Raw genomic sequence first — 24,049 nt, 5'->3', positions numbered from 1 at the left:
TTACAACAATGTTGCAGAGACTGGACTATAGGGCCGAGCGTGTTGAAGTCTCGCGCGCCGCTTAGTCTTGGACTGACGCCTATTGTTTCCAAAGGACTTTCGTCGATACCGCTTTTCTGATTTTAGACTGTTGGGACAATATTTCTGGACTGCGCGCCCGCCGGTTCATTCAATTTTAGACTGATTTCCTGAGCGACAGCGAATAAAAAAAGCGCAGTCAAGCTGCGCTTTAAGACTTCTGATCGACACCTTAATCCTTCAGAAGACGTCTGATCACCGGTTGCCTGTAACGGAAGATTTCACACATCCTTCCAAGCGCGATCGCCGCGGCGTCAATCTCGGACGGATGTTCTGCGTACATGGCGGCAACTGCCGTACCCGTCTCCTCCTCCCAGACAAAAGGCTCCAGCGCTTGCAGCAGGTCATTTCTCCTTCTTTCGTAAGCCTCCCAATCCCGCCGAGAAAGACGAGCTGAAAACCGCTTCACGAACCGAAAACCTCGTTGTCCAACGGCTAGGTCAAAGGATGCCTTTATTGAGGTCGTCCACACTTGGAACTTTATGCCTCCCAGAAAGTCCGGAATGATGAAGGAAGGAGCGTGCGCCAGAAAGGCGTCTTTGAGACCGCCCCAGAGCGATTGCAGATGTTCATCGTCCGGAATCGTCTTTATTCCAGTCGCCTGCTCGAAAACGTCACGCTCAACGATCAGGTTGTCGCCCGCTTCTTTGAACATGATCGGGACGCCAAGTTGCTCGAGCTCCCGGCTGTGGTACCGAAAGTATCCCCGTAGATAGGGGGCGGGGTTCATGTAGCGCATGTGGAACGCCATAGCTTCCTTTCGCAGCAGCCGAGACTCCCCGGTATCCGTGGGAACGGTGGGCAACTGTCCCGTCGCAATGAGGTGCAACACCGTCTTGGGGCGAAGATGGGACATCACCCTAAATTCGGTACGCAGCATTGCAATATCGTTCGACTGCTTGCGACCTTTCTTGGCCGCCCGTCCTCCTCGCGTTCGCGGTTCGGCCCGGATCGACGACAGAAGTCGGAGCTTTCGAAAGCCGGAATGCGACCGGCTGCGCCAGCCCTGATATTTGCCTCTCAGGAATCCGATCATGACCGTTGAGACAGAAACCGCGTTGCGGCGCGCAAATTCTTCGACGTCCACCTCATCGCTGAGCGCTAACGGGAGGGCGTCGAGCTTCGCAACTAGAGCGTCGACATCTTCCTTCAGAATCCTGTAACGCCGACTTTTGCGCATGTAGATGCGTGCGACGACGCGCTTGGATGTCAAAACGCGAAGCTGGCTGTCCGAGCAGGCTAAAGCGCGCAATGCTTCCGTTCGCGAGCAGGTTCTCTCCAGAAGGGCCTCCATCGCGTCCAAAGCCTGTTTATCAAAGAAGCGGCCGCTGCCGCCGATCCTGCCGGATAGCACTTGGACCCCGGCTTCGGTGACCCCTAGAAGAGCCGCCGCCCGCTTGCGGGAGACGGGCCAAGCCTCACGACCTTTATAGCCTCTGTGTTGTGAACCTACTTTTCCGACCCTCGCACACGCAAACGCCTGGGCAAGGGCGACCTCCTTGCCCAAAGCGGAATCGTGCCTTGAGTAGCTCTTGATCTGCACGAGGGCGTTTCCCCATCCCAAGGTGTGGTTGCTTGCCTGCTGAAGGTCGACGGGCGTGTTGTGAATGACGAGCCAATCGGCGAGGGAATTAACTAGATGCTCTCGATCAAGGCGAAGCGCCTCAAAGCCCCGCTGATGGTCGTTTGACCTTTTGAACGGTCGGCGGATGCTTCTCGGGTTGTTTAGCAATCTCCCGACCCCGCCCGAGTACCAGATCACGTCATCCAGCGGGTTGTCGTCGAGAAGCGGTCTGGCCTCCCGCTGGCCATCGATCGCTCCAAGCCGGGCGAGAACATAGGTTTCAAAACGCTCCGAGCTGCAGGATTCGGCGGAAAGTTGTGCCGTCGCATCGTGCTGCGCGACACCATAAAATGGCGGCCAGACTCGATAGGTTTGGTCTTCAGTCCACCGCTTCAGGGGAATGAGGTGCTTCGGACATTGTTCGAATCCTGACAAGTTCCACCAAGATCTTTGGAAGGGAGCCTCCAGGATGCATGCGGGGCAGTGTCTGTGGTTTCGGGCTGACAGGATGCGGTCTGGAAACTTGAAGCCGTTCAGCGAGAATTCCGTGCCGTCCTGGATCGGAGTCCACCGATGCAGGCTTTCCATTTCCTCGGGAAGGAGGGGTAGCTTGGCCAGAGCACGCAGCAGTCGACTTCCGCCGACCTTACTCCCCGGCAACCCGACAGCCTGCGCGTACGTGATAGGACTCGAATTGCCCTGATCCTTCACTAGCCGATGGAAGTAGGAGAAGGCTCCTTCGCCGGGAAATGGACGGACCCGCCACTTCGAGAAGGGTCTCTCGATCCTGAAGAGATGACTGTTCATCGCGACTTGTATCCGAAGTAGTTGTAGTCGTCTCCAACAGCGATCCGCGTCTTGACCGCGAACCGGAAGTCCTCGATCAGGATGCGGGAGCGGTTGTAGTTGAGCGCTTCCGCGGCGGCGGCCTGAACGATGTTCATTACAATGCCGATCATGCCGCCGGAGAACCTGTACATGTCTTCGGCGAGCGCCTGCAGACCGGATGGTTCCGCGAAGGGTAGTCGCCTGTCGATGCTGCCTAGAAGCTTTCCGAAGTCCTCGATATCCTTGGCGCTGCTAGTGAGGGGCTTGAACATCATGGCGCTGTAGTCTCTGTTCTTGAGCGGCGGCGTCCGCTGGATGAAGTCGTCGGTCCGTGCCTCTCCCACGAGCAGGACGTTCGTACGGCGGGTGTCGAGGATCTTCTTCACCAGTTTAAACATGTCGTAGATCGAGTCCTCCCTTCGGTCGAAGAAGAGGTACTGGGCGTCGTCAAGGATGAGCAGTTCCGTGCCAACCTCAACCAGGTGCAGGAGGGCTCGTCTGACGTAGGAATGCCATCCGCCCCGCATAGGGGAATACCGATTGCCCGCCACGTCGTTCAGTTCCTGAGCAAACTCGAGAGGTGTCATCCTGACGCTGACCGTCATGTGGACGACTTTGTATAACTCCTGGTCTTCAGCCACCTGCGGCGGGTTGAGGTCCGCATAGTAGCGGCAGATCGAGGACTTGCCGACTCGGCTTTCGCCGAGCAGCGCGCGGAGCTTTCCTCCAGTCGGCGCCCCGTCGTCGTACGGATTGTGAGCCTTGCGAATGAACTCGCGCCCCTCCTTGAAGGTGACGTACTCCACCAGGAGGTTGTCGATCATCCACTGACGCTGTCGCCGCGGCAGTTTGCTTACGGCGACCCGCTCCTGTGGCGTAGTGAACGCAGCCGTGTGAAAGATCGCGTTCAAGGGTTTGGGTTCCTCAGACGTCATAGCCGTCCTCCTCTGGTTCGTCGTAGCTGGTGGAGTAGTCGATCAGAGTCGCCGGGAGTGGCGGCTGGATCATGTCCTCGAAAGGTGCGGTGTCCTCCGCAGCCCGCTCGCCCGGCATGACCGGCGCTGACCGGCTGCTGAACGGCAATGGGGCATCCACGACAGCGGGACTCGCGAGATCAATGTGCCCGCCGTCGTAGTTCACTGTCCTCATCTCGTAGCGACGCGAGCGGGCGAACTTCTTGGTCATGCTCGAGAGGAACTGCGCCAAGAGTGCCGCTGTACCGGCTTTCTTCCGCTTCTGCTGGAGCGCGACCATGGCGCTTGCGAGTTCCATCTTCGCCTCGAGCAGATCAAGCTTACGGCCCGCTTCCTTGGCCTGCTCGCGCCGATAGGCCAGGATCTTTCTGTGTTGATCGAGCCGAAGGCCGGCCGCGTAATCCGCCTGTGCTCCGGCGACCGGAACTTCAATGGCGCGATCCTTTTCGCCCCACGGATCCACGACCCAGATTCTGTCCAGGTTGTTAGGGTTCCGGCTCGCCTTGTACTGCGTCCCCTTGTGCCCGCGCCGCCCCTGCTTGTGTCCGGTACCGCGCTTATGCCCGCCAGCCCTTACGAACTGGAGTGCCCCGCTATTGTAGTACAGGCCATCCCATTGAAAGCCGTTGTTTGTGATCGTTCCGTCCGTGACGTCGCCGGCCAGGCGGGTAAAGATGTCGCGGTCGATCAGCGGCCGTACCGGCGCCCTGCGAATGCCTTCACGCCAAAGGTCTTCTGGAACGCCCTTGATGGTGGCCAGCTCGCCCAGCCCCTTGTGCGGCTCCTTGTGATAGATATTTGCGAAGTAGTAGTCGAGGAAGCCGCGTAGCTCCGGTAGCGTCAGCACCGGTTCCGCCTTTCGGCGTTCCTCGTCGAGCTTCATCCGCTCTTCCGGGTTCGATCTTGTAGTTCCCGGCAACAGATGCTCGACGTGGATGTTCAGGATGCCGAACAGGTGCTCAAGCGCGCCTTTCTCGCAGCCGCGGGCGGGACGGTATGCGACCGTCGTGAACCCGAATTGCCTTGCCGCAGCTTGGATGTTGATGCCGACAAGATGCTTGGCGTTGTCGGTCCCGAGCTGCAACGGATTTCCGAAGTAGGGGTATCGGGCCCCGTTCATGAGGTCCGGGTCCTTCTCGAACATCATGTGCTGAAGACCGTCGAGGAACGTCTGCCATGACGGCTTGCCGAAGCTGATGGAGTAGCCGACCACGACTCCCGAGTACCTGTCCCGGAAGACCAGGAGATCTGGTCGGCCGTAGGCGATCGGCAGCTCCGGATCGTAGACGGTAATGTCCATCGTGGTGTGGTCGACGTCGACCACTACCAGCGGCGCATCCGGCCGGACCTGCGCAATCGCGGCGCCATGTACCCGCTCCGCATAGTCGCGCCCATGAAGAAGGTGGTCGTGGACGTAGCGACCCATCTTCTTCGCATGGCGGTAGATTGCCGTCTCGCTGATCTTCAAGCCACCGTCGGTGTCCACGACCTGCTCACGGATATGGAAGTACTCGCCGTCTTCTCTTACAAGCCGCAGGACGAGCGTCTTCATCATATCGATCCGCCCACCCACCTGAAGGGCGGAGCTGACCGCGTCCGCGATCAGTTCGCGCACTTCGGAAGACAGGGTCTTGCGCCACCAGCCGCTTCCCTCCTTTCGGACGTGGTTCATCAAGGGATCGAAGTTGCCCCCGCGGCGATCGTTTGCAAGGTAGTTGTAGACCGACGCTCTGCAGGGTGGCTTCGGATCGCCGGTCTTCTCAGCCACCTCGGCGATCAGCTCCTGCATCTCGGGCCGCGTGAGGCCTGCGCCCCGCTTTTCCGCCATGCGCTCCCTCGCCGCCTCGACGTAGGCCAGCTTGAGACCGGCCTTCTTGAGGCTATCTTCCCTAACTGCGAGCGCCGCTCCGGGAAGGTTGCGTCGAGCTTCCTCCTTACCCACCAAGGGGCGGATTCTGCCAGCGCGCGGGAGCTCTGCCAGGTGCCAATTCGAGAACATCGCCGTCTCGTTGGAGTCGACGTGCTTCATCATGGCCTTCACGGCAGAGTCGCTGTCAGGCTGGAACCATCGTTCGAAAACAAACGTGCCGTGCCGGAGCAAGTCTGGTGTGGAAACGATGAAGGCCTCTCCGGGCTTCATGGAGAAGCCTTGAACAGGCGCCTGCTCGGGCCGATCCGGCCCGAGCTTGAGTTCATGGATGGTTCGTAGACGACTATCGTAACCGTTGGCCATCGTGTTCCCGGTCACGCTTCCGGACCTCGTGACCATTCATCACGCGACAGGCGTCGCGAATGTCGACACCTACGTACACGTCTTCGCCGGAGCTTTCCCGACAGGGGACCGGAAGGCTGTCCCGGCAGGCCCCACCGCGGCGGAGCGGGAGGCGAGCCCATACCACGCGTCAGTCGAGGTGATTGACGCCGACGGCACGATTGTCCGCTCCGTCCTTCATACGGTTAACGGCTACACGTTCACCGCCATTGCCGCGGCGCATACCGCGCAGCGTGTCCTCGCCGGTGAGACCCGGCCCGGCTTCCAGACCCCCGTAGGCCTTTTCGGTCGCGGCTTCGCCGAGACGATCGCCACAACGACAATCGTCGACCTCTGATCCAAGCCCCATCAACAGGAAACAGCAACATGACTGAGAACAGGAAAAAGACCGCGGTGGTCACAGGCGCAAGCAGCGGTATAGGCCTGGCAATCGCCAGACGTCTCGTCGCCTCCGGCATGCATGTCGTGATCACTGGCCGGCGCAAGGATGCGCTCGCCAAGGCTGCGGCGGAACTTGGGCCGGACGTGGAAGGGTTCGTTGCAGATGTCTCCAATCCCGCGAGCCTGGAGGCCCTTTTCGAGCACGTGCGGCAGCGCTTTGGCCATATCGATGTCCTCGTTCCCAACGCGGGCAAGGGCATCCATGCGCCGCTCGGGCAGATCACCGAGGCGGCCTATGACGAGCAGTTCAACACGAACGTGAAGGGCATCGTGTTTACAGTGCAGGGTGCTCTGCCTCTCCTGCGAAGGGGATCCTCGGTCGTGATCGTGGGCTCGACAGCCTCCATAGATCCGGGCGCAACTATGAGCATCTACGGAGCCACCAAGGCTGCCGTCCGCAATCTCGTCCGGAGCTGGATCAGCGACATCAAGGGCACCGGCATTCGGATCAACATTGTCAGCCCCGGCCCGACTAATACGGAGTCCCTGCGCCTTGCATTTGGCGATCATGCAGAAGAAGGCCTTTCCTTTCTTACGAACAAGAGCCCGATCGGTCGCATCGGTGAGCCGGAGGAAATCGCAGAGGTCGCGGCATTCCTCGCAGCGACGCCGCCAGCTACGTCAACGGCGTCGAGCTCTTCGCCGACGGCGGCGCCTCGCAGGTATGAAGGAGATAGGCATGGATCTTTTGAACCACATCGAGTTCTCCGTCGGAGACGGAGAACGGTCACGCTGCTTTTACGAGGCCGCGCTCGCGCCTCTCGGTCTGTCGCTGGTCATTACGATCGGCCCTTCGAAAACACCGCACGGAGGTGTCCGGCATGGGTTTGGCCGGGGAGGAAGGCCCAGCGTCTGGTTCCATGAACTGGGAGTTGCACATTCCGGGACGACGATCCATATCGCCTTCACGGCTGGAAGCCGCAGGGATGTTGACGCGTTCTACGCGGCGGCACTTTCGAACGGCGGGCGAGACAACGGCCCACCGGGCGTGCGGGAGCGCTACCACTCCACCTACTACGCCGCTTACGTTCTCGACCCGGATGGAAACAATATAGAGGCGGTCTGCGAGACGGAGGAGTAGGCATGGAATGGCGGAAGAAGGCCTAATTCCTCCGCCCACGCGGCTTTGTCGACATATCCGCCTACTTTGCGTCCAAAACGGTAAGCGCTCTCACCGGCCAGGAAGTAGAGGGCAAACGAATGCGGGTAGGTAGTGACATAAGAATGGGTCGTTGGCATCCAACCGAGCAACTGCCTTCATCAGAGGCGGATACGAGCATTCCGCTCCCAACCCGCTAGCGGTGCCGACTAGCAAGACGAAGCCCAAATCTAGTCAGCATACATTCGATGACCGGTTTTATGCTTGACGCCCTCAATTCCGTTCCTTATTTGTTCCGTCATCATGTCGTACATCGCTCGCCACCACTTGGTTCGAATACGTTGACTGACCGCCGGACTTGGTTTCCGGCGTTCGCCTCATCGTACCCTGTTCCGAGGAATGAGCATGACGAGCATTCCATCCCAGATGCCGCCGGGCGATGACGCTCCGCAACGGTCATCTTCTCGTTTCTTCTATCCGCTTGCCACCATCAAGTGCGAAGGCTCGCCTGTCTTCCGCACGCAGGACGCCCGCGACTTCGCATGCCTTCTCGACCTCGATCCCGAAGTCGACCGTTGGACGTGCGACGGCGTCGCCCTACAGATGGGCAGCGTGAGCTACCAAACGGACTTCCTCGTAACCTCGACGGAAGGCCGGACCTTCCTCGCCGATGTCTGCCGGGAAAAGCCAACGCCTCCCGATTGGGTGGAAGTGGCAGCCGACAGGACAGGGCACGGCTACCATCCGGTCGCCATGAGCGACTTCGCCGGCAGCAACCGGCTTCGCAACGCAAAAGACCTCCTGCGCTACGGCTTCTACCGATGCCCGCTCGGAGACCGCATCAGGATCCTTGCCGCCCTCGACGAGATGGACTCGCTCACCGTCGCGGAAACGATGTCCGCCTTTCATGCGGGTCGCCCGATGGGATGCCTGGCCTCCCTCATCTTTCAAGGTTTCCTGGAGGTCGATCTGGACGACGCCCTGATCGGGCCGGAGACGGTCGTCCGTCGGATACGGGACTGAGACCAGCCTATGTCTCAGCTCGTAATCCAGGTGGACAAGATGAAGAACCCCAGAACACTGCGGAAGGGCTACGGCCTGCCCGAATACCTCGCCTTCTGTAACATCCGGTCCGCGATGCGGCCGATTATCCGGGCGGAGGGGTACGTAGTAGCACTCGTGCGCCCTCCCGATGCCGATGCCACGGCCTACTTCCGCGCGGCGGACGCTGTCCTGCGGCGAGGCGATCGGTGGACACTGGCCGGCCTCGCTGAGTTCGACCCTCTGAAGCCAAAGAACTCGATCACCGCGATCGAGGAGGCTCTCCAAGAGATGAAGGTGATCGTTCTCTTCCCAAACCTGGCTTCCATCCCGGATTTTGTTCGAGTTGCCGCGGACCTGGTCGTCGAACTGCAACCGTCTTCCTTGCGGCAGATCAAGGGCGTCTTCCGCTGGTGGCACCGCTCCCGTCTTTCGGATGAGCAGGCCGAACTACTCCTCGCACTCGACACCGATCTGCAGCGCGCCGTGGCCCGTCCCGGCAGAAGCGTCGGCCGCATGCTCGCGCATCTTGTGATGCGTGCGAAGGAGACGGCTGCCCGACCACTGCCGAAGTCGGCCAACACAGAGATTGGGCTACGGCTCGAGACAATGAGCGGTTACGGCGCTGCGACGGATTGGGCGTCGATCTTGCTCGAGATATCACGGACTGGAAGGCAGGGCTTATCCCTTGGAGCGACGTAGACGGAGGTCTTCTGCTGTCGGGGCCGCCCGGCGTCGGGAAGACCATTTTTGCTGAGGCGCTCGCGAACACGTGCGGAGTGGAGCTGGTCACCGCCTCGGCTGCGAGGTGGCAGTCGCGGGGCCATCTGGGCGACATGCAGAGGGCCATGTTCCGGTCCTTTGAAGACGCCCGTAACGCCGCGCCCGCCATCCTCTTCATCGACGAGGTCGACTCCTTCACCGACCGTGACCGCGAAGAGAGCCGGAACGCGAGCTACGTGCGCCAGGTCATCAACGCCTTCCTCGAGTGCCTCGACGGAACGGTCGACAGGGAAGGGGTGGTCGTCGTCGGCGCCTGCAACAATCCGGCCGTCATCGACGGCGCGATCCTGCGGCCGGGCCGGCTCGACCAGCACGTCCGGCTGGGCTACCCGGACGCCGAGGCCCGCAAAGGAATTCTTCGGATGCATCTCCGGGGCGACCTTGCCAACGAAGACCTTTCCAAGTTCGCCGAGGAGAGTGTCGGCATGTCTGGTGCAGACATCGCCCAGGTGGTTCGGCTGGCTCGTAGGGTCGCTCGCCGACATGGGCGTGCCATCGTCATCGACGACGTGCTCGGGAGCCTGCCAGGACGCGTGAGCCTATCCCTGGAGGTGCGCAGGAAGGTTGCGATCCACGAACTCGGCCACGCCGTCATCGCCGTTTCCACCGGAACCAGGAAGCTCTGGGGCGTGTCCATCGAAAGTAGGATCTCGAATGACGTCGACCGCCAGATCCTCGGCGGGGCGGTGCTTACCCCGGACGATTGGCAGGCTCGCGACAGGCAGACCTACCTCGACAACATCTGCATCCTCCTGGGCGGGATCGCGGCGGAGCAGGTTCTCCTCGGGCAGCACTCGGATGGCGCCAGTTCCGATCTGGATCACGCAACCCGTCTTGCCGTCGTCATCGATCGCCACCTCGGCATGAACGGGCTCCTTCACTCGTGGCCGGCCGGTCTCGACGAGCAGAGGATCGACGAAGCCCGTCGCTACGACGCCGCGCTCATGGTCCGCGTGGAGAAGATCCTCGTCGAGCAGCTCGACCGGGCAAGGAACATCATCCAGTCCCGGCGGTGGCAGATCGAGCGCCTGCTGCTGGAGCTCGTGGACCGCGGCAGCCTCTCCGGAGCAGAGATCGAGGAATCCCTGTGGGTGGAAGACAAGATCCCGCTGCCGCCCACCCCAAAGGCCCGCCGCAAGATCAGAAACCGATAGCAAGAAGGAGAAGAGGAATGCGTACTGAAACAAGGGAGCCCGCTGCGTCGCAGAAGGTAACCGGCTGGAAGGGCATGAGCGACGACCAGCACTTCGATCGGCTGAAATCCATTCTCTCCAGGGCAAGGGGCCGCCGCCGCTTCGACCGGGCGGCTGCCGATCGGATCCTCGACGATCTCCGGCACGTCGCCTACCGGAACGGTGTCGCCGCCGCGCAGGTCTTCCAGTTCATGGACGAGGAGTTCATCGAGGCGGACGAAGACTTGGCTTCCGCGAAGGACGACCTCGACAGGATGTCGAGGAACATCTCGTTCATTCGGAAGGTGTCCGCCGTGGTCCAGGAGATCGGATCCATACAGGACCAGATGATGGAGGACGCCCGGCTGTTCTTCGGATGGAGGCCCTATGCGGAGAAATGGGCGTGGCCGAATCCTGTGTGGGCGGAACTGCGGCAGGCGTTTCAGGATGGGAGAGATGATGCGGAGAAGGGTATAGGGAAAGTAGTTTCGTCCAAGTACAGGCAAGGCGAAGCCGCTAGGAAGGTCAGTCGGCGCACGCTCCACAGACGACGGTGATCGACGCCCTTTTCGATGCGGCGCGGCAGGCGAGCTCACCCAAGAGCGGCCAAGGTTCCGCGAGACATCAATGGTCCATCGACCAGGCTTGCGAGCTTAGTGAGCTTTGTGAGCTCGGTCTCCGTCGCCTGACGAGGCATCCGACCGATGACGCAAAGCGCCCCGACGCCATTCATCAGCTTTACGCCTGCATAGAAGCGGATACCGAGGCCCGAGGTTACGAGCGGATTGCTTCGAAAGCGGCTGCTTTGCGTCGCGTCCTCAACTACCTTGACGCTCGGAGTCTCAATAGTATGGGCGCAAAAAGACTGACTGCGGGGCGGTTCCACGAACGTTCATGGCGGATCCTTTGACAAGCATAGGGCTTGGGCAAAGTCTATGGGCGTGGACCGGCGGCCGAAGTGACCACCGATCGGTTATAGTAGCAGCTCGCAGTCCGCCTTCATCACCGATCGTGATCAAGTCCTATATGCTACATTGCATGCCCGCCGATGAACCCCAGCTCACTGGCCGCCATCCAGACAGCCATGGCGATCATCATAAGGTTCTCGGTCAGCGAGATGAACCCAAGAGGTACGTTGCTGGCGCCGCCGACGCATGCGCACTTTAGCTCGCGCCTGTCTATGTAGACCGCCTTGAAAACCGAGGCGGCGCCGATAGTGCCGATGAATAGCGCGACGGGAACGGACAGCCAGGTCAATGCGCCGGCAACCATGAGAATACCCGCCAGACCCTCCGCGTACGGGTAGACGTAGCCGTAGGGCACCCATCTCTTGGCGAGCAGGTCGTAGTTCAGGAACATGGTTGCGAAGCTCTCCACGTTTTGGAGCTTCAGCATCGCCAACATGACCATCGAGAATGCTATGAACCATTCGGCTGCCCGCAGGGTGAAGGCGTCGCCACTGACCGCGTAGCTGGCCGCCATTGCCATCAGGGCCGTCAGCGAGAACAGCACTACGACCGGGCGGTAGGTCGTGGCCTTCGGGTCGACCACCTTCTTGCCCAGGAACCGGCGAAGATCGTCATGTCCTCCGATGCGGCTTCCGCCGATGAACACCTGGGGCGTGGTCGCGACCCCATGCTGTTCCTTGAACCCGTCCGTCTCCTCGCGCGTGGTCAGGTGCACGTCTTCCACCTCGTAGTCAGCGCTTTCGAGGAGGTGCTTCGCCTTCAGCCCGTACGGGCATGTATGGCCGGGCATAACCATCCGATAGAGGACAGCCTTCTTTGGGTTTTCGGCCTGCTTAACTTGATCCAACATTTCACGTCTCCTTTGCTTGTGAAACCGTTGGTAAGACCATACGTTCCGTACTGTGGTACGGAGTCAATAGCCATGGACATGACGATCGGAAAATTTGCAAAGGCCGGAAACGTGGGAGTGGAGACCGTCCGCTTTTATCAGCGCCGGGGGCTACTCCCAACTCCCAACGGACACGAAGGGGTCCGTCGCTACGATGCTGAAAATCTGCGTCGCCTGAAGTTCATCCGGCAGGCCCAGACGGCGGGGTTCACGCTCGAGGAAATCAAGCAGCTCCTGGATCTCGACGCCGGGGAGGACAGGGAGCGCGGGCGAAGCCTCGCCCGAGCAAGGCTCGAGGCTCTGAGCGTGCGGATCGCGGAGCTGGAGGCAGCACGGCGCTCACTGGAGAAGCTTGCAGACGAATGCGCTTCCGGGAAGACAGGGCCGTGCCCGATCCTGCACTCGTTCGGGGTGTGACCAAGGCTCCCTCTCCAACTCGTCAGGACGGCCGCACCTCCATGTAGACGTAGGGTTTCGATCCGTCCTTCGGTACCGCCATCACGTCGTAGGAAGCGTTGGAATCGGTACCCATTCCTAACGATCCCTTCGGCATTCCGGCCACCGCCAGGCCCGCGACGAGCGGTCGCTCCTTCAGGAGCTTCTCTGCGGCCTCGAGAGGCACGTGCCCTTCCAGGTAGTAGCCGTCGACAACGGCCGTGTGGCAGCCCCAGACGTCGGAGGGCACTTGCAGTCGCTCCTTTACAGCGTCCATGTCTTCTTCGTTGCGTGTATCCACCAGATAGCCGGCAGCTTCAAATGCCTTCGCCCAAGCGCCGCAGCATCCGCAATACGGATCCTTGTGAACGACCATGGTCGCGCCCTGCGCGACGGCGGCTGCCGGCAGAAGTGCTGCCGAGATCGCCATACAGACGAACTGTCTTCTGTTCATTCCTGCTTCTCCTCTGATGACTGCCGTCTCCGGATTCTACGCCGGAGACGGCGCTTGAGTCACTTCACCTGTGTCACGGTGAGCTTGCCGTTGACGCGGTCGGCGATGAATTCGACGGTCGCGCCTTGCTTCATCTTCGCAAGCATGGCTGCGTCGGCAACGCTGAACACCATGGTCATCGCAGGCATGTCGAGGCTCTTCAGTTCCTCGTGGATAAGCGTGACCTTCTTTGCCTTCTCGTCGACCTTCTTGACGGTGCCCTTGGTGAATTCCTGTGCCGAAACGCCGGCGGCGGAGGAGATGACGAGAGCTGCGACGGCAGCGAGTTTCAGAACTGCTTTCATGGACTTCTTCCTTCCTAGTTGCTTACTTCTTCGCGACGGTCACGTCGCCATGCATTCCAGCGTCGTAGTGGCCGGGCACGAGGCAGGCGACCTTGAAGACGCCGTCCTTCGTGAACTTCCAGACGATCTCTCCGGACTCCCTCGGTGCCAGGCGGATCGCGTTCGGATCGTCGTGTTCCATCTCAGGGAACTTCTCCATCAGAGCCTTGTGCTCCATGACCTTGTCTTCCTGGTCGAGCACGAACTCATGATCGATTTCGCCGTCGTTCTTCACAGCAAACCGGATCGTCTGGTCTTTGCGGACCTTGAAGCTAGCCGGCGTGAAGATCATGCGGCCGTCTTCGGTCTCCTTCATGCTGACGCGGATCGTCTGGGTGACCTTCGACTTCTCACCCGGTTCGCCGACGGCCATCTCTCCGTGTCCCCCGGCATGACTACCGGCGGCCAGAGCGGGCGTCGCCAGGGTGGCCAGAAGCAGGCCGATCAATGCGTTTCTCATGCGTTTTCCTCTTTCGTTCGGAGACCTGCGGTCAGCCGTGGTTGGAATGTTTGGATGGAGTCTGTGTCTTCGCGTCATTAGCCTTGGCAGGTTCGGGCAGGGCGCCCGTCCACTCCCAGGCCTGCGTGCCGGGCGGGTTTTCGTACCAGCCGGGATCGCTGTAATCGCCCGCCGAGATGCCCTCGCGGACCTTCACGACAGAGAACATGCCGCCCATCTCGATGGGGCCGTGAGGCCCCCAGCCGGTCATCATGGGCACCGTGTTTTCTGGGATTTCCATCGACATTTCGCCCATGTCCGCCATACCGGCGGTTCCCATCGGCATGTACTCCGGCTGGAATTGCCGGATCTTCTTCGTGACCTCCGTTTTGTCGACGCCGATGAAAGTCGGGATGTCATGGCCCATGGCGTTCATCGTGTGGTGTGACTTGTGGCAGTGGATTGCCCAGTCGCCGACATACTTCGCGTCGAACTCATAGGCCCGCATCGCGCCCACCGGGATGTCGATGCTGACCTCCGGCCATCGTGCCTCCGGCCGCACCCACCCACCGTCGGTGCAGGTGACCTCGAAGTCGTACCCGTGCATGTGGATGGGGTGGTTGGTCATGGTGAGGTTGCCGACCCGCACCCGCACCCGGTCGTTCTTCGAAACCACCAGCGGATCGATGCCCGGAAAGATGCGGCTGTTCCAGGTCCAGAGGTTGAAGTCGGTCATCTCCATGACCCGCGGCACGTATGTGCCGGGGTCGATGTCATAGCCGCTGAGGAGGAAGACGAAGTCCCTGTCGACCGGCATGAACGCCGGATCCTTCGGATGGACCACGAAGAAGCCCATCATGCCCATGGCCATCTGCACCATCTCGTCTGAGTGCGGGTGGTACATGAAGGTACCCGACTTCACGAGGTCGAACTCGTAAACGAACGTCTTGCCGACCGGGATGTGAGGCTGCGACAGCCCGCCGACGCCGTCCATTCCTGACGGAAGGATCATTCCGTGCCAGTGGATGGTCGTGTGCTCCGGCAGCTTGTTGGTGACGAAGATCCGGACGCGGTCGCCTTCAACCGCCTCGATCGTTGGACCCGGAGACTGGCCGTTATACCCCCAGAGGTAGGCAGTCGTGCCCTCGGCCATCTCGCGCTCGACTGGCTCGGCGACAAGGTGGAATTCCTTGACGCCGTTATTCATCCGGAAGGGCGCGGTCCACCCGTTGAGCGTGACGACCGGATTATAGTCGGGGCCGGTTGTCGGCCGCACGGGCGTCTGGGTGGCCGCGGTCTCCATGACCGCCGCCTCGGGCAATCCCATGTTGGACGTCTGCGACCAGGATTTCGAGGAGACGAGGGCGGCGCCCGCCGCGCCCGCTCCGAGAAGCTGTCTTCTGCTGAACATGCTCATGTCCTTTCTCAATGTCCGCCTGCCGGCGCTTCTTCGGACGTCGCGACCTCGGTCTCCGCCGCAGCCGAGCCCGTGCTGCCGCCGTAGACGACGGGAGCCAAGTTCGCATCGGCGAGCCAGAAGTCACGCTTGGCGTTGACGGCGAGGATGGTGGAATCGATCTTCTCGCGGGTATCCGAGATCAGTTCGAACGTGCTGGTGATCATGCCGTTGTATGTGAGGAGCGACTGCTCCTCGATCGCGTTGCGCAGCGGCAGGACGTTGTTGCGGTAGTGGCGGGCGATGTCGTAGTTCGACCTGTAGGACAAATAGGCCGACCGCGCCTGCGACCGGACGTCGACCGCCAGCTCGGCGAGCTGGTTTGCCGCCCGCATGTAGGCAAGCTCGCCCTTGCGCAGGCGCGCCTGCCCGGAATCGAAGATCGGGATCGTGAACTCGAGACCTGCCGTCCGCGAAATCTCCGAGACGATCCCGTCTTCCTCGCGCTCGCGCTCCTTCTCGACCGTGCCGACGAGCTCGATGTCCGTGACGATACGCGTCGCGTCCTCAAGCTTATAGGCCTGGGCGGTCGCCTGAAGCTCGAGGCGGGCCACCTGCAGGTCCATCCGCTTGTGTATCGCCTCCGCCTCGATGTCGTCCCTCTTGACGAGGGCCTTCGGAAGCGACGGCAGGCGGTTCGGGATCTGGAACTCGATGTCCGAGCCCGAGAGGCCCATCAATCTCACGAGTTCCTCCTTGGCGAGCTTCGCCGCCAGCCGTGCCTTCGCCGTCTCGCCCGTCAGCTCGGCATAGAAGACATGCTCACGCGCCTGCCCGGCCTTTGGCAGGGAACCAGCTTCGCCGATCTTCTTCGCAAGTTCCGAAGCGGCGTCGGCAGCCGCCTTCGCCTGGTTGAGGTAGGCGACGTTCTCCCAGGCTGCGACGGCCTCGATCCACGCCCGTCTGGTTTCCGCTGCCAGAGAGATCGTCGCGATCGCCGCGTTGAGCTGGGCCTGCCGGAAACGGGTCTCCGCAAGCCTGATGTTCCTGTCGTATGTAGCCAGCGCCAGGATGTTGGCGGCGATCGCCCCTTCAAGCACGCGGTATGCTTCCAGTCCCGGCGTCCCGATTCCGGAAAGCCCGACGGAGAAGGTCGGGAAAACCGACAACTGCGTCTGCCACGCGTCGGCGGTGCTGTCGCCCAGGTCGGCATAGGCCGCCTGCAGACCCCTGTTGTTGAGGAGCGCGACCTGCACGGCCGTTTCGGCGTCGATGGTCTTCCTGGCCATCAGCGCCTTCACGCGTGCCCGCGCCTCGGTGGCCTGCTGCTGGTTCTGGATCCAGACCGTCTGCTTGCCGGTGGCTTGGCCGCTCTTCAGCGACACGTTTAGGAAACCCGCATCCTTCGCGGAGTATGCGGTGGTGCACCCAGTCACCACGATCGGCAGCGCCATGACCGCGATGAGCTTCATCCCCCTGGAGATCATCATGTTCCCTCCTGCCTTGGGGCCTGGGCGTCGTTGAGCCCGCGCCACGGCTTCGGATCTACGGGGATGCGATGGGTGTAGCTTCCTATGGCGCCTTCGTAGCGCACGGGGGCAGCATAGGCGGAGTCGGGATGGCCGGCAGAGTCGACGACTTCCGGGAGGGTGGAGGCGCAGCCGCTCACGACGAGCGGCAGTGCGGCCACCAGAAACGATGATTTCATTTTGGAGTTCCGAGTATGAGGTCGCGAACACGCTCACGTCATCGCGGACGTGTACACGCGGCAAGACCCGCCTGAGCGGGTGCTCAGACTCGGATGTTAGGAGGCCTGTGAAGGCTCGGCCGCGTGCCGTGGACGCGCGAATCGTCCAGCGCGCCAAAGACCGTGGATGCTCTTGCCATTACGGACGTCTGGCAAGGAGAAGGCAGGGCGATGCTAAAGCAGAAGTCCTGGCAGCAGTTATCCTTGGCCGTCTTGCCGGCGTCGCCGCCATCGCCGTTATGACCGGCGTCCGCGTCGAGCACTTTCGCACCGTGGGAGTGGGCCTCGCCATGATGTCCGGCTTCGATGGAGATGGTCGCATCCGGATAGGCGGAGCCGTGCATGGCGGCATTGGCGTTGGGCATGGTGTAGCTGGCCAGCGACACGACGACCGCCAGACGAAAGACAACCATGATCCTGTTCGCCAGGTCGCGTAGCACCCTGCTCATACTCCTGGGACTACCATTGGTCCCGTAGCTGTTCAATCGCCGATTCGTGCGGCGAAACTAAGTGTGACGCAGTGAGCTTGTCAGGAGCTTGCCGCGAAGTCGAGGTAAGGGCTTCCTCTATGGAAGGTGAAGCGCTTTTTTTCTTCGTCATTCAGTCGGAGGCGCGCGCCTGCTCGAGAGCAAAATGGAACTTTCCGGGAGACGCGCTGTTTCCCGACTGCTGCCGGAGAGCGAAATGGTTTTTGCCAGGTACATGAGGACGGTCTTGACCCTTGTCGCCATCGTGGCGGCGATGGCTACCTTCGCGGACATAACACCTGCCGGCGCAGCCGCATCCAAGTGCCATCAGTTGCAAGCGGATTCACATCACGCCGATAAAGATACTGCCGCCAGACAATGCTGCGGCACGACGCACTGTTGTCCGCTCATGCCTGAGCTGCCGATCATGAGCGCTCCGGCGGCTGTCCCCTCCGTCCATCGGGCATACAAGTGTGCGGAGCAGCCTCTCCTCCTGATCAGGGCGATCGATCCTCCTCCTCGATGTGCAGACGCGTGAACAGGTAATCGCCCGCATCAACAAGAGGATAGATGAATGAATACGTTCGCCAAAACCGCGGCCGCCGCCGCGTTGGCCTTGGTCGGCCCTGCCACCCATGCTGCCGCGCAGCAGGTGGAGTTCCCCGAAAAGTGCAGATCGGACATCTCGGCAGGCGGTACCGCCGCCATGGATGAAATGATGCCGTCCGCGAACATGACGGACTACCAGCACGGGTACATGGAGGGCATGAAGAAGATGATGCCAAACATGATGCACGGCATTATGAAGGACGACGCCGACGTCGCCTTCATCTGCGGAATGATTGCCCACCACATGGGCTCTATCGCCATGGCGCGCGTAGAGCTCGAGCACGGCGACAACGACTATGCCAAGGAAACTGCCCAGAAGATGATCGACCGCCAGATCAAGGACATCCAGGAGATGTCCGACTGGGTCGAGCAGGAAGTAAAGTAGGAGGTCGAGGACATGCATCAAGTTTCACCAGAAATGAAGGCCTGCATCGACGACTGCCTGGCCTGCTACACTGAATGCCTGTCGTCCGCGATGGGGCACTGCCTGGAGATGGGTGGTAAACACACCGAGCCGGCGCACTTCAAGCTCATGATGGCTTGCGCGGAGATCTGCAGGACGTCTGCCCACTTCATGCTGATCGGCACCGAACACCACAGGCACACGTGCCGCGAGTGCGCGGAGATCTGCAGTCAGTGCGCGGATGACTGCGAGCGTGTCGGAGACATGCAGGCCTGCGTGGATGCCTGCCGCAGGTGCGCCGAAAGCTGCCGGAAAATGGCCGCCTGATACGTTGGCAGGGGAGGCGGAACACGTCTCGCCCTGCCGCGTGTCTTTCTTCGGCGCAGGCCACGGCGTCGAGAACATCTGAAACATTACCGATGTCCTGAACCGGCTCCGGCAGCGATGCTCCAGCAGTCATGCCTTTATTGGCGACGGGAGGGCGGCCGCGGGCCGGGCAGTAGCTCATCCCAAAAGCAGGAGACGACACAATGGGAATGTCCTATTGGCGCTTCGCCGCCATGATCGCGACCTCGACGGTGGTGATGTACGGACTGATATACCTCAACACCTACGCTCTCGAGCACGTGTTCTGGAGCGAGACCCGAGCGTGGATGGCTCTAGTGATGGGAGCGACGATGTCGGTCATCATGTTGGCCTTCATGCTGGGCATGTACAAGAACAGAATGTTAAACATGGCCATCTTCGGGGGCTCCGTCGCCGTCTTCGCCCTGTCCCTGTGGCTTGTCCGAGGGCAGGCGACGGTCGACGATGGCGACTACATGAGCGCCATGATACCTCACCACTCCATCGCCATCATGACCAGCGAACGCGCTCGCTAACGGACCCACGCGTGCGCAAGCTGGCTGACGAGATCATTGAGGCGCAGGAGCGGGAGATTGCCGAGATGAAGTATCTCATCAATGATCTGGAGGAGCGGGACTGATGACCAGGACGCTGTCTATGACCATCAAGGTAGTCGCCTTGGCGGCTCCCGCTGTTCTTGCCGGATGTGGAGAGAGCGCCGAGCCGGTCGATGTGGTCAACAATCCAAGGACCGCAGACCGGCACCGGTAGTTGCCGCCGGCGACGCCGTGTCAGGCGCCGATGTGCCGTCGCTCGATCCCGCCACCATGGTGGGTGCGGAGATGCGATGGTGCTTGGAGTTCTCCGGCGTGCACCTTCCGGTATACGAAAGCCGGAAAACCTGTGCTTGCTGTGGGTGCGGACGACGGACCGACCACGGCGGCGATGAACCTGAACGGAAAGATGCTCGAGTTGAGGGCAGCCGTCTCTGAGGGTAGCGTCACCGCAGAGGATCCTCCAGTGAGGCTTTCGACGAAGCCCCGAAGGAGACCCGAGGTTCGGACCCGTGGAGGCGGAGATGATCTTCAAAATCGGACATCAACTACGAATCGGATACCGCGGATATATCGAGTGCGCGCGCTAGGACGGACGGGCGGAACGGGCGTCGGTGGTCGGCCCCGCCGCCCGGCACGATACCTTCTCTGGAGGCCTCCCCAAGATGAGAATGCCAAGAACAATCGTGTCTACTGCCGGCCTGCTTTTTGCAGGACTAGCAGCGATGGCTGCCCCTGCCTGGGAGCGTCAGCTTGACATGAAGTCAATGGCGGACGCGTCCAAGGTTATCGAAGAACTTTTCAGCGGTCGGCGGCCTTACAGCCAGGAGGAGTTCAAAGCGGCTGCCGAAGCAATCCGGATCCGCTCAGGGGACCGGCTTGTAAAGAGCTTCCTAAACGAGCCGCCAACAGGGGATTCAAAAGCCGAAACCGAAGCCATTGCGGCATCCGCGGCGGAGTTCGGCCGGCTTGCCATGGACCTTGAAATTTATGCGTCAGCCCTCGGCGTGGCGGCGGATCACAACCCTCGCCAACTTGGATCGGACACCAGGATGAGGGGGAGCATGCTCCTGGGCAGCCCTTTCGGGCGCAGGGCGGACGCGTCTCGCGACGCGGCCGCGGTTCCTGCCGAACACGCGTTCCACATGATGCTCCAAACATGCACCTCCTGTCACCAGCGGTTCCGGCAGCCGACGCCGTAGAGCCGTTCTCCTTCACCTACGACTGCCGAGATGGCTGAATTAGGCCAACAGCTCCCGGAACGTCGCCGGATAGCCTGCTGACGTCAGCGCGGCCACTACCGCCTCCGGCGAAACCGAAGTCCCCACCGTCACTTTTCTGTTGGACAGGTCGAACTCGGTCGATGCCGCTGAGTCCACCCTTTTGATGACATTCTTGACCGCCCCGGCACAGTGTCCGCACGCCATTTTGGGTACTTCGAATTGATACATTTCATGCTCCTGTCGATGTGACAGAGAGAAGGTGGTCCTTCCCACCATGGGAGGGTCAATAGGAGGATTCTTGGAAGTGGCGGTCGTAGAACTCTTTCTAGAGACTACCTCCTTTTCCCTTAGACTACTGGTGCCATGGCTTTTGTAGACTCGGCATCGATCGCAAGGGAGGGCGGTTGGATAATCAGTTGACCGACCATTCCTGACCCTGGCCTGCGAAGCAGGGCCACCAGATCGAACTGCATCCCCCGTAGCGCCGAAAACATCGCCAACCCCACCGCCTGTGCTACCCGCACCGGAACCGCATTTTCGATCTGCTGTGCAACGCTTCCGACGCCGCCGACGAATTTCCACTGGTCCGGGAAATCCTGCAGCCTCGCTCGCATCGGAAGCGTCAGGCCTGGCACGAATCCTTCCTTCGCAGCATCCTCGTCCGTCGGCGCCGACTTCGGGATCGGGGCATATGTGAACCCGTTCCTCTTCCAGCGGGCGTCTTCCTTTTCTCGACCGACCCCCTGCCGCCCGCGCATGGTGGCCGACAGCGCTCCCTTCTGGACAAGGTTTCCGAACCGGTCATGGAAAGGCTGCTCGCGCATCGTTTGAACCCAGGCTCGAGCGCCCGACCACCCGTTCGCGCTCATCAGGTCCGCCAGTGCGTCACCGATGTTCGTCGCTATCTCCGGCATCCGTGGCGGCATCCTGAAGGCGCCTGCAAACTCCTTGCGAACGCCTACGATCAGGATTCGCGACCGGTCCTGTGCGACGCCAAAATCCCGCGCGTTGATCCGGTGGATTTCCGTTTGGCAGCCCGCCTTCATCAGCTTTCGAAGGGCCTCCGCCACGTGGTCCGAATGAGCACTGTGCAGGAGGCCCTCAACGTTCTCGAAGATGAACGCCTTAGGCTGCGCCTGCTTCACCGCCCGGACGCCTTCCATCAGAAGATCGTCCTCGTCCTTTCTTCCCTTGCGTTCGCCGACCGTAGTGTAGGGCGTGCACGGGAGACCGCCCGCGAGAAGGTCGATCCCCTGCTTGCGGTACCGGGTGAAGTCGATCTTGCGGACGTCGGCCTGCACCACGTTCCAGTCCGGCCGGTTCTTGCGAAGGGTGGCCGCCGCGTTCTTGTCGTACTCGATGAGCGCCACGTGCTGGAATCCTGCCCGCTCCAGTCCTAGTGCCATGCCCCCTGCGCCCGCACATAGTTCAAGAGCCTTCAGGCGGTATCGCTCAGGAGGAAGGCCCGTAAGGCCCGTCCGTTTACGTAACCCAAACACAGGAGAAACCCGTCCGGTCAGTGCCTGCAAGGGGGAGATCATTCTCGGGCCGTGGTCGCCGTCCTGGAGTTCGAAGGTCTGGTCGGAGCCGAAACCGCCCTCCTTCACCTTCCGCAGTGCATGCCACGCGACAGCGACCTGATGTCCTGCAGAGTTCAGTGGCAGGTCCGGAAGGGCAGGGTGATCGTTTCCGAATATGGATTCGAACTCAATCAGCAGTTCGCCCGCTTGGTGCTGGAGGCCGTTCCGTACCACTGCGGATTCCGGCAGCCGCCTGCGATAGATCGCTTGCAAGTCGTCGACGAGCGAGGACACCTTCTGTTCGAAGGAGGTCACCGAAGCCTTCGCGCGCTTGCGTGCCGCGGCCGCGACGGCCTTCCGATTCCTGGCAGCGAGGACTTCCGCCACCGTGAGCTTGTACTCCTGCAGCCGCTTCTTGATGGCAGAGACGTCCCGCGTATCGATCTGCGCCCCCGCCGCGATCCGAGCGAGAACGTCCTCACGCGTGTCAGCGTCCGCCGCGACGAGCGCCTTCACGACCGGGAAGGATACTCGCCCGGTTCGCAGGACTTCTTCCGCTCCCTTCAGGGCCTTCTCGAATCCCACATAGGTCGACAGTTCGACGGCGGGCAGGTTGCATCGCGCCTTGAGGAAAGCCTTCGCCTCCGTCGCGGAGACGACGTCCATCAGCTTTTCGACTTCCGCCGCCATTGCCAGGACGCGCTCCGTCATCTGCTCCTGGAGAGCAAGGATCCGTGTCCGGGCGGACGAGAGCGCCTGTGCCTTGATGTCGATGTCCGTCGCCATGAGAGTGTCCCCTTCTGGGACGCTTCATAGGGTATCGGATCTTTCGGCACCGGTAAGCGGATCGGTAAAATCCTAGCGGAACCCATAGGATTCGCGGGTTGGCCAGCCTTAACGAAACAGCAACGGTGACGGACGCTTATGCCGCCGATGACGGGCTCAACAAGAAGTTAGGGTTTGCAGCCTCTTAAGAAGGGCGGTCATTTACCCGGAGCGCCTAGGTCACCTCGTTTGCCTTCCTCGACCAGCACCTCGACGACATGCCGTACTCTAGGCAGCAGATGCCGGCTGGCCGGCCACACCGCGTAGATGCCGACGTTGACGTCCGTTGCATCCTCCAGCAGCGGAACCAGCCGTCCGTTTGCGATGTGATCCGCCACGATCGATATCGGCATCTGAGCCACGCCAAGCCCTGCGACGGCCGCGTCGACGATGGCGGCACCATCCCCGATCTCGTGGGTGACGCGCGGGAGGATGCGCTCCACCGTTCCGTTCGGCGCCGTCACCCGCCAGGTCGCCGGAATATCCCTTCGGAAACCTACGATGCCGTCGTGATGCTGGAGATCCTCGATCGTCGTGGGGTGCCCCCTTACGGCCAAATAGTCCGGTGAAGCGAAGATGCAGGTCCGTTGCTCGGTCAGCTTGCGCATGACGAGGTTGCTGGTGTCCTTGCTTTCTCCGAAGCGGATCGCGAGATCCACACCTTCCTCCACCGGATCGATAATGCGGTCCGCTAGCGACAAGGACAATGTGAGACCCGGATGCTTTTTGGCGATCCCTGTCAGGATGGGTAGGAGGAACTGCCGTCCCCAGGCAACTGGTGCATCGATCCGCAATCGGCCCGTAAGCGCCTGACTTGTGGCCGCCAGGGCAGATTCCGCTGCCCCAATCTCCTCGAGGGCGTGTCTGCAGCTTGCATAGTAGGCCTCGCCGTCCGGCGTCAGAGTGAGACGCCGGGTTGTGCGATGGAGGAGCTTGACGCCGAGACGAGCCTCCAGCCGCGCGACGCTTTTCCCGACGGCCGACTTGGTGATCCCGAGCTTTTCTGCCGCCGCCGTGAAGCTTGAGAGGCTTACGGCTTCAACGAACGCGATCACTCCATCCAGTTGCTCAAGCTGTGCCATTGTATCCCTTCAGGCTACGCAACGTATCCCACCGCGATGTTTATCTGCTTCAAGGTCT

The 24,049-nt window shown here is 61.2% G+C and carries 26 protein-coding genes and 1 pseudogene; 13 read left to right on the top strand and 14 right to left on the bottom strand.

Features of this window, described 5'->3' with window-relative positions; translation table 11 throughout:
- Positions 1 to 250: 250 nt before the first annotated feature.
- The 3 genes from LXM96_RS01880 to LXM96_RS01870 are packed head-to-tail and all read right to left on the bottom strand — an operon-like array spanning position 251 to position 5,677.
- A complete protein-coding gene (locus tag LXM96_RS01880; RefSeq protein ID WP_239996582.1) occupies positions 251 to 2,449 on the bottom strand; it encodes a TniQ family protein in 2,199 nt (732 codons plus the stop codon).
- Positions 2,446 to 3,405: an ATP-binding protein gene (locus LXM96_RS01875; RefSeq protein WP_239996581.1), complete on the bottom strand. Its 960-nt coding sequence runs from the start codon at positions 3,403 to 3,405 to the stop codon at positions 2,446 to 2,448. The genes LXM96_RS01880 and LXM96_RS01875 overlap by 4 nt, the downstream gene beginning before the upstream one ends.
- Positions 3,395 to 5,677 (bottom strand): transposase family protein, encoded by a 2,283-nt coding sequence (locus tag LXM96_RS01870; protein WP_239996580.1) that lies wholly within the window; start codon positions 5,675 to 5,677, stop codon positions 3,395 to 3,397. Before LXM96_RS01870 ends, LXM96_RS01875 begins: the two co-directional genes overlap by 11 nt.
- Here LXM96_RS01870 and LXM96_RS01865 point away from each other — a divergent pair.
- The 7 genes and pseudogenes from LXM96_RS01865 to LXM96_RS01835 all read left to right on the top strand — a co-directional run bounded on the left by LXM96_RS01865 (position 5,670) and on the right by LXM96_RS01835 (position 10,809).
- Positions 5,670 to 6,053: a saccharopine dehydrogenase family protein gene (locus LXM96_RS01865; RefSeq protein WP_239996578.1), complete on the top strand. Its 384-nt coding sequence runs from the start codon at positions 5,670 to 5,672 to the stop codon at positions 6,051 to 6,053. The genes LXM96_RS01870 and LXM96_RS01865 overlap by 8 nt on opposite strands.
- A 29-nt stretch (positions 6,054 to 6,082) precedes the next feature.
- Positions 6,083 to 6,825, top strand: a pseudogene (locus LXM96_RS01860) (SDR family NAD(P)-dependent oxidoreductase).
- 11 nt (positions 6,826 to 6,836) lie between these two features.
- Positions 6,837 to 7,238, top strand: coding sequence for a VOC family protein (locus tag LXM96_RS01855; protein WP_239996576.1), 402 nt, complete (start codon positions 6,837 to 6,839; stop codon positions 7,236 to 7,238).
- Between the two features lie 423 nt (positions 7,239 to 7,661).
- Positions 7,662 to 8,279 carry a hypothetical protein gene (locus tag LXM96_RS01850; RefSeq protein ID WP_239996574.1) on the top strand — a complete coding sequence of 206 codons (618 nt, stop codon included), beginning with the start codon at positions 7,662 to 7,664 and terminating at the stop codon, positions 8,277 to 8,279.
- A 9-nt stretch (positions 8,280 to 8,288) separates the two neighbouring features.
- Positions 8,289 to 8,999, top strand: a complete 711-nt coding sequence (locus LXM96_RS01845) for a hypothetical protein (protein ID WP_239996572.1) — start codon at positions 8,289 to 8,291, stop codon at positions 8,997 to 8,999.
- Positions 8,933 to 10,234 (top strand): AAA family ATPase, encoded by a 1,302-nt coding sequence (locus LXM96_RS01840; RefSeq protein ID WP_239996570.1) that lies wholly within the window; start codon positions 8,933 to 8,935, stop codon positions 10,232 to 10,234. The genes LXM96_RS01845 and LXM96_RS01840 overlap by 67 nt, the downstream gene beginning before the upstream one ends.
- Positions 10,235 to 10,308: 74 nt before the next feature.
- The gene (locus tag LXM96_RS01835; protein WP_239996568.1) at positions 10,309 to 10,809 is read left to right on the top strand and encodes a hypothetical protein; all 501 of its coding nucleotides are present in this window, start codon (positions 10,309 to 10,311) and stop codon (positions 10,807 to 10,809) included.
- 472 nt (positions 10,810 to 11,281) lie between these two features.
- On the opposite strand, the gene LXM96_RS01830 is transcribed toward LXM96_RS01835, so the two are convergent.
- Complete coding sequence (locus LXM96_RS01830) at positions 11,282 to 12,070, bottom strand: glutaredoxin family protein (protein ID WP_239996566.1); 789 nt, start codon at positions 12,068 to 12,070, stop codon at positions 11,282 to 11,284.
- Between the two features lie 72 nt (positions 12,071 to 12,142).
- Here LXM96_RS01830 and LXM96_RS01825 point away from each other — a divergent pair, with 72 nt between their 5' ends.
- On the top strand, positions 12,143 to 12,526 hold the full coding sequence (locus LXM96_RS01825) for a MerR family transcriptional regulator (protein ID WP_239996563.1): 384 nt from the start codon (positions 12,143 to 12,145) through the stop codon (positions 12,524 to 12,526).
- 22 nt (positions 12,527 to 12,548) lie between these two features.
- Here LXM96_RS01825 and LXM96_RS01820 read toward each other — a convergent pair whose 3' ends face one another.
- The 7 genes from LXM96_RS01820 to LXM96_RS01790 all read right to left on the bottom strand — a co-directional run bounded on the left by LXM96_RS01820 (position 12,549) and on the right by LXM96_RS01790 (position 17,376).
- Positions 12,549 to 12,998, bottom strand: a complete 450-nt coding sequence (locus LXM96_RS01820) for a DUF411 domain-containing protein (protein ID WP_239996561.1) — start codon at positions 12,996 to 12,998, stop codon at positions 12,549 to 12,551.
- 59 nt (positions 12,999 to 13,057) lie between these two features.
- A complete protein-coding gene (locus LXM96_RS01815; protein WP_037169570.1) occupies positions 13,058 to 13,342 on the bottom strand; it encodes a copper-binding protein in 285 nt (94 codons plus the stop codon).
- A 22-nt stretch (positions 13,343 to 13,364) separates the two neighbouring features.
- On the bottom strand, positions 13,365 to 13,841 hold the full coding sequence (locus LXM96_RS01810) for a cupredoxin domain-containing protein (protein ID WP_239996560.1): 477 nt from the start codon (positions 13,839 to 13,841) through the stop codon (positions 13,365 to 13,367).
- 31 nt (positions 13,842 to 13,872) lie between these two features.
- A complete protein-coding gene (locus LXM96_RS01805) occupies positions 13,873 to 15,231 on the bottom strand; it encodes a multicopper oxidase family protein (protein ID WP_239996558.1) in 1,359 nt (452 codons plus the stop codon).
- Positions 15,232 to 15,245: 14 nt separating this feature from the next.
- The gene (locus LXM96_RS01800; RefSeq protein ID WP_239997180.1) at positions 15,246 to 16,703 is read right to left on the bottom strand and encodes a TolC family protein; all 1,458 of its coding nucleotides are present in this window, start codon (positions 16,701 to 16,703) and stop codon (positions 15,246 to 15,248) included.
- The gene (locus tag LXM96_RS01795) at positions 16,703 to 16,924 is read right to left on the bottom strand and encodes a hypothetical protein (protein ID WP_239996556.1); all 222 of its coding nucleotides are present in this window, start codon (positions 16,922 to 16,924) and stop codon (positions 16,703 to 16,705) included. Before LXM96_RS01795 ends, LXM96_RS01800 begins: the two co-directional genes overlap by 1 nt.
- Before the next feature lie 83 nt (positions 16,925 to 17,007).
- Positions 17,008 to 17,376 (bottom strand): hypothetical protein, encoded by a 369-nt coding sequence (locus LXM96_RS01790; RefSeq protein ID WP_239996554.1) that lies wholly within the window; start codon positions 17,374 to 17,376, stop codon positions 17,008 to 17,010.
- A 628-nt stretch (positions 17,377 to 18,004) separates the two neighbouring features.
- On the opposite strand from LXM96_RS01790, the gene LXM96_RS01785 reads away from it, so the two are divergent.
- The 5 genes from LXM96_RS01785 to LXM96_RS21810 all read left to right on the top strand — a co-directional run bounded on the left by LXM96_RS01785 (position 18,005) and on the right by LXM96_RS21810 (position 20,543).
- Complete coding sequence (locus LXM96_RS01785) at positions 18,005 to 18,424, top strand: DUF305 domain-containing protein (RefSeq protein ID WP_239996553.1); 420 nt, start codon at positions 18,005 to 18,007, stop codon at positions 18,422 to 18,424.
- Positions 18,425 to 18,436: 12 nt separating this feature from the next.
- A complete protein-coding gene (locus tag LXM96_RS01780; RefSeq protein WP_239996551.1) occupies positions 18,437 to 18,769 on the top strand; it encodes a four-helix bundle copper-binding protein in 333 nt (110 codons plus the stop codon).
- Between the two features lie 203 nt (positions 18,770 to 18,972).
- Complete coding sequence (locus LXM96_RS01775; protein WP_317208185.1) at positions 18,973 to 19,323, top strand: DUF305 domain-containing protein; 351 nt, start codon at positions 18,973 to 18,975, stop codon at positions 19,321 to 19,323.
- A 103-nt stretch (positions 19,324 to 19,426) separates the two neighbouring features.
- Entirely contained in the window at positions 19,427 to 19,558 is a 132-nt protein-coding gene (locus tag LXM96_RS21540; protein ID WP_262913444.1) for a hypothetical protein, read from the top strand.
- A 448-nt stretch (positions 19,559 to 20,006) separates the two neighbouring features.
- On the top strand, positions 20,007 to 20,543 hold the full coding sequence (locus tag LXM96_RS21810) for a cytochrome c (RefSeq protein WP_394801868.1): 537 nt from the start codon (positions 20,007 to 20,009) through the stop codon (positions 20,541 to 20,543).
- 39 nt (positions 20,544 to 20,582) lie between these two features.
- Here the strand turns inward: LXM96_RS21810 and LXM96_RS01770 are convergent, their stop codons facing one another.
- The 3 genes from LXM96_RS01770 to LXM96_RS01760 all read right to left on the bottom strand — a co-directional run bounded on the left by LXM96_RS01770 (position 20,583) and on the right by LXM96_RS01760 (position 23,991).
- Positions 20,583 to 20,792: a heavy-metal-associated domain-containing protein gene (locus LXM96_RS01770; RefSeq protein WP_239996549.1), complete on the bottom strand. Its 210-nt coding sequence runs from the start codon at positions 20,790 to 20,792 to the stop codon at positions 20,583 to 20,585.
- Between the two features lie 119 nt (positions 20,793 to 20,911).
- On the bottom strand, positions 20,912 to 22,870 hold the full coding sequence (locus LXM96_RS01765) for a DNA cytosine methyltransferase (RefSeq protein WP_239996547.1): 1,959 nt from the start codon (positions 22,868 to 22,870) through the stop codon (positions 20,912 to 20,914).
- Positions 22,871 to 23,067: 197 nt separating this feature from the next.
- A complete protein-coding gene (locus tag LXM96_RS01760; RefSeq protein WP_239996546.1) occupies positions 23,068 to 23,991 on the bottom strand; it encodes a LysR family transcriptional regulator in 924 nt (307 codons plus the stop codon).
- Between the last annotated feature and the right edge of the window lie 58 nt (positions 23,992 to 24,049).

The organism is Rhizobium halophilum (assembly GCF_021648825.1).
Taxonomy (GTDB): domain Bacteria; phylum Pseudomonadota; class Alphaproteobacteria; order Rhizobiales; family Rhizobiaceae; genus Neorhizobium; species Neorhizobium halophilum.
Note: the sequence above shows the minus strand (reverse complement) of the source record. Positions and strands in the feature narration are given on the sequence as shown.

Bases quoted from the DNA above. Each gene is read 5' to 3' on its own strand.
- LXM96_RS01855 (WP_239996576.1), top strand. From the start codon at position 6,837: ATGGATCTTTTGAACCACATCGAGTTCTCCGTCGGAGACGGAGAACGG.
- LXM96_RS01850 (WP_239996574.1), top strand. From the start codon at position 7,662: ATGACGAGCATTCCATCCCAGATGCCGCCGGGCGATGACGCTCCGCAA.
- LXM96_RS21810 (WP_394801868.1), top strand. From the start codon at position 20,007: ATGAGAATGCCAAGAACAATCGTGTCTACTGCCGGCCTGCTTTTTGCA.
- LXM96_RS01845 (WP_239996572.1), top strand. From the start codon at position 8,289: ATGTCTCAGCTCGTAATCCAGGTGGACAAGATGAAGAACCCCAGAACA.
- LXM96_RS01820 (WP_239996561.1), bottom strand. From the start codon at position 12,998: ATGAACAGAAGACAGTTCGTCTGTATGGCGATCTCGGCAGCACTTCTG.
- LXM96_RS01825 (WP_239996563.1), top strand. From the start codon at position 12,143: ATGGACATGACGATCGGAAAATTTGCAAAGGCCGGAAACGTGGGAGTG.
- LXM96_RS01775 (WP_317208185.1), top strand. From the start codon at position 18,973: ATGGGAATGTCCTATTGGCGCTTCGCCGCCATGATCGCGACCTCGACG.
- LXM96_RS01870 (WP_239996580.1), bottom strand. From the start codon at position 5,677: ATGGCCAACGGTTACGATAGTCGTCTACGAACCATCCATGAACTCAAG.
- LXM96_RS01780 (WP_239996551.1), top strand. From the start codon at position 18,437: ATGCATCAAGTTTCACCAGAAATGAAGGCCTGCATCGACGACTGCCTG.
- LXM96_RS01810 (WP_239996560.1), bottom strand. From the start codon at position 13,841: ATGAGAAACGCATTGATCGGCCTGCTTCTGGCCACCCTGGCGACGCCC.
- LXM96_RS01770 (WP_239996549.1), bottom strand. From the start codon at position 20,792: ATGTATCAATTCGAAGTACCCAAAATGGCGTGCGGACACTGTGCCGGG.
- LXM96_RS01805 (WP_239996558.1), bottom strand. From the start codon at position 15,231: ATGTTCAGCAGAAGACAGCTTCTCGGAGCGGGCGCGGCGGGCGCCGCC.
- LXM96_RS01800 (WP_239997180.1), bottom strand. From the start codon at position 16,703: ATGATCTCCAGGGGGATGAAGCTCATCGCGGTCATGGCGCTGCCGATC.
- LXM96_RS01785 (WP_239996553.1), top strand. From the start codon at position 18,005: ATGAATACGTTCGCCAAAACCGCGGCCGCCGCCGCGTTGGCCTTGGTC.
- LXM96_RS01790 (WP_239996554.1), bottom strand. From the start codon at position 17,376: ATGGTTGTCTTTCGTCTGGCGGTCGTCGTGTCGCTGGCCAGCTACACC.
- LXM96_RS01815 (WP_037169570.1), bottom strand. From the start codon at position 13,342: ATGAAAGCAGTTCTGAAACTCGCTGCCGTCGCAGCTCTCGTCATCTCC.
- LXM96_RS01835 (WP_239996568.1), top strand. From the start codon at position 10,309: ATGAGCGACGACCAGCACTTCGATCGGCTGAAATCCATTCTCTCCAGG.
- LXM96_RS01830 (WP_239996566.1), bottom strand. From the start codon at position 12,070: ATGTTGGATCAAGTTAAGCAGGCCGAAAACCCAAAGAAGGCTGTCCTC.
- LXM96_RS01880 (WP_239996582.1), bottom strand. From the start codon at position 2,449: ATGAACAGTCATCTCTTCAGGATCGAGAGACCCTTCTCGAAGTGGCGG.
- LXM96_RS01795 (WP_239996556.1), bottom strand. From the start codon at position 16,924: ATGAAATCATCGTTTCTGGTGGCCGCACTGCCGCTCGTCGTGAGCGGC.
- LXM96_RS21540 (WP_262913444.1), top strand. From the start codon at position 19,427: ATGACCAGGACGCTGTCTATGACCATCAAGGTAGTCGCCTTGGCGGCT.
- LXM96_RS01765 (WP_239996547.1), bottom strand. From the start codon at position 22,870: ATGGCGACGGACATCGACATCAAGGCACAGGCGCTCTCGTCCGCCCGG.
- LXM96_RS01875 (WP_239996581.1), bottom strand. From the start codon at position 3,405: ATGACGTCTGAGGAACCCAAACCCTTGAACGCGATCTTTCACACGGCT.
- LXM96_RS01760 (WP_239996546.1), bottom strand. From the start codon at position 23,991: ATGGCACAGCTTGAGCAACTGGATGGAGTGATCGCGTTCGTTGAAGCC.